The organism is Candidatus Synechococcus spongiarum, from assembly GCF_900047545.1.
Classification (GTDB): domain Bacteria; phylum Cyanobacteriota; class Cyanobacteriia; order PCC-6307; family Cyanobiaceae; genus Synechococcus_B; species Synechococcus_B spongiarum_C.
Window position 1 is genome coordinate 1 of record NZ_FITM01000041.1, and the last position, 6,640, is coordinate 6,640.

The following is a 6,640-nucleotide window of genomic DNA, read 5'->3' on the forward strand; positions in this document are numbered from 1 at the left end:
CTACCCCTCAACCTGGGTTGCGGTATCCCCCCCACCGTGGTCGGCTGCCGCCGCCCTTTCGTCGCGCCCAGAAAAGCCTGCTGGCGGATGGCTCCTTCCCCCAGGAGGAGTTCGAGAGCGTCTTTGATGTGATTCGCCGTGGTGATGTGTTAGTATATCACCCCTATGATCTATTTACCAGTTCTGTAGAGGAGTTTATCAACCAGGCGGCTGATGACCCGGAGGTGCTGGCCATTAAGCTCACCCTGTATCGATTATCACCGAAATCAGCGATTGTGGATGCTCTGGAGCGGGCTTCGGAGCATGGCAAGCAGGTGTTGGCGTTGGTAGAATTGAAAGCGCGCTTTGATGAAGATAACAACATTCAATGGGCGCGCCAATTGGAGCGGGCCGGTGTTCATGTGGTCTATGGGGTCTTGGGTTACAAGACCCACACAAAAGTGACCCTGGTCGTGCGCAAGGAACGGCAAGGTGTACGCAGTTACGCTCATATTGGCACCGGGAATTACAACACAAAAACATCTCGCTTTTATACAGATCTTGGCCTGTTCACCTGTCGCCCCATGATTGGTCAAGACTTGGTAGAGTTGTTTAATTACTTCACGGGCTACGGAAAACAGCAGCGTTTCCGTAGACTCCTTGTGGCCCCAGTGACCCTGCGGGATCGCATGGAGGCCATGATTCACCGGGAAATCAAGCATGCCAACACGCAACGGGGAGGCCACATTCGCGCCAAGATGAACTCCCTGGTGGATCCTGCCATCATCCAGGCACTTTACAACGCTGCGAAGGCAGGTGTTCGTATTGACTTGGTTGTGCGGGGCATGTGCTCTCTGCGGGCCGGTGTGCCGGGGTTAAGTGAATCCATTCGCGTGGTCAGCATCATTGGCCCCTTTCTGGAGCACTCCCGCATCTTCTGGTTTGGCAACGGGGGCAACCCGGAGGTGTACATTGGCAGCGCAGATTGGATGACCCGGAACCTGGACCGCCGGGTGGAGTGCTTGACCCCCGTTGAGGATCCCCTGCTGCGCCAGAAGCTGGAAATCCTTCTCAGCCTCTACCTGCAAGACAATTGCGGAGCCTGGCAGATGGGGCCTGACGGCTCCTATAGTCCGGTTTCCCGGCACCAGGATGAGGTTGAGCGCGACGCTCAACAGGTTTTGATTCAGCATTGGCAGGCCGTCCAGGGGAGGGCGGACCCCTCGGACGCCATGGTCCCGGAGAGCGACCGTCAAGTCGAAGATCGTCAAGACCGGGGTTGAGGCGTGGCCCAACCGAGACGGGTTGCCTGCGGCTGCCAGCGCCAGCGCAACAGCCGGGAAAGGGCAGTGCCCTGCAGATGTTGGACCACCGTGGCCCCATGCCCCAGACAAGCCCGTGGCCGCACGGTTGCCGCCAGAATCGCCTCCTCCGGTTGCTGGCTCCAGCGCGCCAGCCGACACGCCCCCTCTAGGATGCCCACGGTGGTGCCCGCCATGGTGCCACCTTCCAATCGACAGGTGCCCTGCCGAACTGTGATCCAGCGCCTACCCCAGGGATAGTGCCCCTCGGCCAAGCCATAAGGGGCCAGGGCATCGCTCACAAGCACCACCCGTCCGGGGGCCATGCGGGTGAGCAGCACGGCCATGGCAGGATCCACATGGACACCATCCGCAATCAGCCCCAGGAACACCGGCTTGGATGCCATGGCGGCGGCGGCAATGGGTCCTGGAGCACGGTGGTGCAGGGGAGGCATGGCGTTAAACGTGTGGGTCAGCAAGCGGGCCCCCGCCGCGAATGCCGCTGTTGCTTGCATCTGGTTGGCCTCCGTGTGTCCAAGGCTCACCACAATGCCCTGCTCCACAAGCCAGTCCAGGGCTTCATGGCGGGGATCCAACTCCGGCGCCATGGTCACCATGGCCACGTCCTCGGTGCTGAATCCATCCATAAGCTGTTTGAGGTGCGCCAGTGTCAGGGATTGGACATGGCGCCGGGGATGGGCGCCGCGTTTGTTCACCGCCAGAAAGGGGCCCTCCAGATGGGCCCCCAGCAGACGCGCCTCAGCACCACCCTGCTGCTGCCGAACCCGGCGCAGCAGCACCAAGCTCCGGCGCAACCGAGCCGGCAGCCCCGTGATCAGGGTGGGACAAACGGCATCCACCCCCTGCTGCCGAAGCCACACCAGGGCTTGACGAAGGGAATCCAATTGCTCGGCCTCCAGGTGGCCGAACCAAAGGCCTTGCAGGCCGTTGATCTGCAAGTCCACTGCCGCCGGACTCAACCAGTCCCCCTGCCAGTCCCAATGGTGCGGCTGGCGGCTTTCTACAGCAGGGGACGGCTCGGGGCGCACGTCACGGACCATGCCCTGCTCATCCAGGCGGAAGCACCAGAAGCCCGGTTCCCCCGGCAGCCTGAGGTGATGACAGTGCAATTCAGCCATGGCGGCCCGCCAAGCCTGCATTGTGGGCCTTCATTTTGCCTGAAGCCGAATGGGGAGCTTGCCGGGCGATTGACGCCATAGATTGACGCCATGAACTGTTCAAGCCATTGCTTACGCTGCTCCCAGTCGGGCATGACTCGCTCCAGCAGCTTGAAGAAGGCAGCACCGTGACGGGGTTCAGTTCATGGGTGATCACGTAGTCAATGGCCACCACTGGCGCCTCGATCAAGCGACGGTTGAGGAATAGCCTGCCCCCGGGGAGCATGAATCCCCACCGCCGCCGGCTATGGCGGATGATGAGACCTGAGACCATGGGGGCAGAAGGCATCGGGTTCCGGGAAGCGCTGGCGGCAAGCGGCAAGGCGCTGGGCGAAGAACTTGACCTGGGCGCAACGGCCGTGCCATGCTTCCACCAGATCCTTGGCGATGCCGGGTTGATGGGGTTGACAGGTCTGCACAAGGATGCCCCCCGCAGTAGCTTCACGCCGTCCTGATGGTGCGGGACAATTTTCAGTCTGTAGTGCCGCCCCAGGTATTGATGTGTCTCCCCGGCCACGAAGTGCCGCTGGGGTGTGCGCGGCAGGAACTGGGCAAAAAATACCGCTGTTGCTTGACGACCCATGCCGCCCGCTGACGGAGCTTGGCCGCCACAGCCTCCATGCTGACCTCCATGGGGGCGGCGACCACAACCGATGCATCCGGCTCCATGGCGATCTCCATGGTCTTGTGGAGACGGCGAACGATCCGGTACGGGATGACCTGCTCTCCGTATTGCAGGTGGCCATGCTCCCCGGTCATCGGACAAACCGGGCGCAGGCCAAGTCCATGATGGTGCGCTGAAGCTGGTCAAGAACTTCCTCGGGTACAGCAATGCCCTTCTGATCCCGCACCACGTCAAAAAAGAAGTCATCCATGGCCTTGCGCAGGGCATTCTGCGCCCCTTCGTTGGACCAGATGCCCACCACCAGATGGGCATGGATGATCTCCATGACGGCCAAGGCCATGGCGGCAACCTCACCATGATTCACCTGGATCCCATGGTTCCCACAGAGGCGCTCCTTGAGGATGCCGAGAAGGCTTGTGCATCATCGTTGCCCTGAAGCACCTGGGGCACACCCTCACCGCGATCCTGGCCGGCCACCTTGCGGGCCAGGGCCACCACCTTGGCCCGGCGAACGGTGAACTCCTGCTGGTGACGCGCCACTTTCCGTCTTCCGCCATCGAACACCGTGAACTGCCGAATCATGTCCAGCAGGCGCTCGGGTCGGCAGAGACCGTAAAGCGTGCGATCCTGGATGCCGTCGGCAGACACCGCCGCTGCCGGTAACCGGTGCTCGGGGCGGCAGAGACTGTAAAGCGTGTGATCCTGTGGCGTGACGACACGATCCCCCGCTGCGGCCATGGCCTCAAAGCCGGGGCGAGCAGCGGCCAGGTCACCGGAAAAGACCACCTCCTTTTCTCCCACCGAGAGGCCACGGTGAATCAGGGGTGCAATGGCTGCGTCGGTATCTTCCTTGTCCCGCCATGGGTGCCAGAATTGACACGATGCTCCCACCGTGGCATATAGCGGGCCTCCCTCCGGTTCATGGTGATGAGAAGCTGGGTGAAGTGGAAAAGCTGGGGAATGTTATCCGCTTGTTGATAACCAATCAGTTGACTATCCGCCTTCTCCAGAGACTCGGAAGGCCGCTTGCTTTCCATCACCAGCACCGGAATGCCGTTCACAAAACCCACCACGTCACAGTGTTGCACCTGGCCGGAGGTCGTTCCTTCCACCGCAAATTCCGCCGTGACGTGGAACAGATTGTTGGCGGGATTTTCCCAGTCAACGAAGCGCAGTGTGTAGCTCTTGCTGTCGCCGCCAATGGTTTTGGTGGTGGTTGTACCCAGCACAAGGGTGTCGTAAATATCCTGGTTGGTGCCCTGCAGCCCCTTCTGTTGGTCTGGAGTGGGCTTGAGGCGCCCCATGGCCTCGTGGGCATCTTCCAGATCAAAGCCGTAGCCATGGCCACGGTGGGTGAAGCGGTTCATGCCCATAAGTTGCTCCACCAGGATGCCGTCCAGCACCACGTTCCGCCGCCGTCCACCCCCGCAGCCGCAGCGCTTCAGCCTGGGACAGGGGCCTGAAGCCCAGGGCCAACCAGCAGTTGAAGGGCGGGAATCTGGGATTGGTGTTTTCGGTGGGGTTAAAGGTCATGCGATGCGCCCGACCGGGACGCCGCCATGGCAGTCGGAGCGCAAGTAGGGACACTGCTGGCCAGGGACCGCCGCTTCAAGCGCAGGTGAAGGTGGTCTGGTCGCATGACTACGGCCATCTTTTCCTTCACCTCCTTGCCATGGCTGACGGGCCTCAGGTCAAAGTTCCGGCAGAGCATGGCGAGAACCGCCCGAATTTCCAGCATGGCGAGATGCTGGCCTGGGCAGATCCGCGGCCCGGCCCCAAAGGGGACAAACGCCTGTGTGTTGTGAGGTTGGTTCCCATGGCCAGCGGGCTGGGGAAGCCAGCGTTCGGGATCAAAGCAGTCACCACCGGCAAAGTGTTCTTCCCTCGTGGCCGCATACCGTAGCAGAACAAACAGTTTTGTCCCTTTGGGCATCAGACAGCCCAGAATCTCGGTATCCTCTAGCGTCTCCAGCGCCATATGCGGGGCCACGGGCTTCAGCCGCATGACTTCATTGCAGAAGGCATCAAGGAAGGGGAGGTGGTTGGCCTGTTCCAGCTTGTCCAGGGCCGCTGCCGGTGCAATCAGGTCGTCCACTTCGCGGCGGATCCGGGCGAATGCCTCCGGGAACCTGGTGAAATAGTGAACAATCCAACTCATAGTATAGGCGGTTGTATCTTCCCCGGCGAGTAGCAACTGGCTTGTGTGTGCCAACAGGTCTGCGCTGGTGAGGTTGGAGCCTTCATGTTCTGCAATCATGAGCATGGCCTCCAGAAAGTTGGTGGGCCCATGGCCGGGGTGGGCTGCCATGTGCTCCCGCGTGGCGCGGATGATGACCTCCACTTCCCGATCCAGCGCCTTCACGGCACGGTCAAGGGCCCGGTCCGGTGGCAGGCGGATCAATCGCCAATAGGGGAAAAGCGTGAAAAATCGCCGCTGCAAGCCCGGGCCAATTTTTTCAAGGTGGCGCTGGATCACGGGACCCGGCGTCTCCAATGTATTGGGGTCAACGCCAAAAGCCAACTGCATGGTGACATCAACCGTGAAGCGCGTCAGATCACGGCAGACGTCCACCAACTGGTTCCCATCCGCCGCCCCCTCCCATCGTCGCTGCAAACGGGCTGTCGTGGCTTTAAGCCTGGGGAAAAAGCTGGCGAGCCGTGTGCGGCTTAGTGCAGCCACCACAGTCCGCCGCTGCCGCCGCCAATCTTCCCCTTCTGCCGTGAACAGTCCATTGATCCCGATCTCGCTGAACCTGTCCTCAATGACACAGTTCCGTCGAAAGGATTGTGGGCGCTGCTCCAGAATCCGCTGGATCACCTTGTGGTCGGACACCACCACCAATCGGGACCGCCCCAGACGAATCTGGAACAAGGAGCCGTAGCGCTCCGCCCAGCGTTCAAGGGTCAGGTGAGACTGCTCGCTGCTGATCTGGAGGAGATGGCCAATCAGCGGCGGACCATAGGGTCCCGGCAACTCATGGGGTTGGGTGAAGGGTTGTGGTTCTGCCACTGGGAAGTCCTTTTGCCAATCTTTTGGCTGCATTGGAGAAATGAGGCGCGCCCCTGGGCCACCAGAGGGGAGGGTCCATGCAACATAGCAGGCAGGTGAAGCATTCATGGATTCCTTACGGACTGGTCAGGTCCCCAGGACAGTGGGTCTGAATCCACCCCCCGGCCGGGACCCCCTGGTGACTATTCAAGGAGATGCCCCTATCCTTGAATAAGATCATCGCTTATTCAGCACTCTTTCCTAGCAGTCTCCATGGGCAGAGGCGCCACTGGCCATGCGGTCACCACAACCACGGCAGGAGAGGTGGTTCAAGCCTTTGTGCCCGATCCTCTGCCACCTGTCCCACCATTGACCTGGAGCCCTTCGCTGGGGGCATTGCACGATGCAGCGCTCCTTGCCTGTGGGCGGTTGGACGGGGTCTCCGTACTGGTCCCGGAACTCAGCCTTTTCCTGTATGCCTACTTGCGACGGGAAGCCCTGCTGTCGTCGCAGATCGAGGGAACCCAGTCTTCCCTGTCCGACCTTCTGGTGTTTGAGCTTGACGAGG

Annotated in this window: 8 protein-coding genes and 1 pseudogene; 2 read left to right on the top strand and 7 right to left on the bottom strand. The window is 61.1% G+C overall.

The window, feature by feature from the left end; all coding sequences use genetic code 11:
- Nucleotides 1-1,262 (top strand): polyphosphate kinase 1 (ppk1, locus tag FLM9_RS01570; RefSeq protein WP_102135446.1); only part of this gene is annotated, 1,262 nt, incomplete at its 5' end.
- Here ppk1 and FLM9_RS01575 read toward each other — a convergent pair.
- The 7 genes and pseudogenes from FLM9_RS01575 to FLM9_RS01610 form a co-directional block, all read right to left on the bottom strand.
- Entirely contained in the window at nucleotides 1,247-2,419 is a 1,173-nt protein-coding gene (locus FLM9_RS01575) for an N-acetylglucosamine-6-phosphate deacetylase (RefSeq protein ID WP_102135447.1), read from the bottom strand. The genes ppk1 and FLM9_RS01575 overlap by 16 nt on opposite strands.
- Nucleotides 2,302-3,041 (bottom strand): annotated as a pseudogene (locus FLM9_RS08695) (YgjP-like metallopeptidase domain-containing protein). Before FLM9_RS08695 ends, FLM9_RS01575 begins: the two are co-directional and overlap by 118 nt.
- Nucleotides 2,930-3,217, bottom strand: coding sequence for a SprT family zinc-dependent metalloprotease (locus FLM9_RS08320; RefSeq protein WP_074456954.1), 288 nt, complete (start codon nucleotides 3,215-3,217; stop codon nucleotides 2,930-2,932). The pseudogene FLM9_RS08695 and the gene FLM9_RS08320 overlap by 112 nt, the downstream one beginning before the upstream one ends.
- Complete coding sequence (locus tag FLM9_RS01595) at nucleotides 3,214-3,423, bottom strand: hypothetical protein (protein ID WP_143324547.1); 210 nt, start codon at nucleotides 3,421-3,423, stop codon at nucleotides 3,214-3,216. The genes FLM9_RS08320 and FLM9_RS01595 overlap by 4 nt, the downstream gene beginning before the upstream one ends.
- 20 nt (nucleotides 3,424-3,443) lie before the next feature.
- Nucleotides 3,444-3,884: a hypothetical protein gene (locus FLM9_RS08325; RefSeq protein WP_074456956.1), complete on the bottom strand. Its 441-nt coding sequence runs from the start codon at nucleotides 3,882-3,884 to the stop codon at nucleotides 3,444-3,446.
- 17 nt (nucleotides 3,885-3,901) lie between these two features.
- The gene (locus FLM9_RS08330) at nucleotides 3,902-4,486 is read right to left on the bottom strand and encodes a type I restriction endonuclease (protein WP_218969717.1); all 585 of its coding nucleotides are present in this window, start codon (nucleotides 4,484-4,486) and stop codon (nucleotides 3,902-3,904) included.
- 119 nt (nucleotides 4,487-4,605) lie between these two features.
- Complete coding sequence (locus tag FLM9_RS01610) at nucleotides 4,606-6,093, bottom strand: cytochrome P450 (RefSeq protein ID WP_180365265.1); 1,488 nt, start codon at nucleotides 6,091-6,093, stop codon at nucleotides 4,606-4,608.
- 252 nt (nucleotides 6,094-6,345) lie between these two features.
- Between FLM9_RS01610 and FLM9_RS01615 the strand changes: the two genes are divergently transcribed.
- The coding region (locus FLM9_RS01615) for a Fic/DOC family N-terminal domain-containing protein (RefSeq protein ID WP_306806772.1) at nucleotides 6,346-6,640 on the top strand (295 nt) is incomplete at its 3' end.

What these genes read in the sequence shown, in the direction of transcription:
- FLM9_RS01595 (WP_143324547.1), bottom strand. Translation starts at nt 3,423, where the DNA reads ATGGCCTTGGCCGTCATGGAGATCATCCATGCCCATCTGGTGGTGGGC.
- FLM9_RS01575 (WP_102135447.1), bottom strand. Translation starts at nt 2,419, where the DNA reads ATGGCTGAATTGCACTGTCATCACCTCAGGCTGCCGGGGGAACCGGGC.
- FLM9_RS08320 (WP_074456954.1), bottom strand. Translation starts at nt 3,217, where the DNA reads ATGACCGGGGAGCATGGCCACCTGCAATACGGAGAGCAGGTCATCCCG.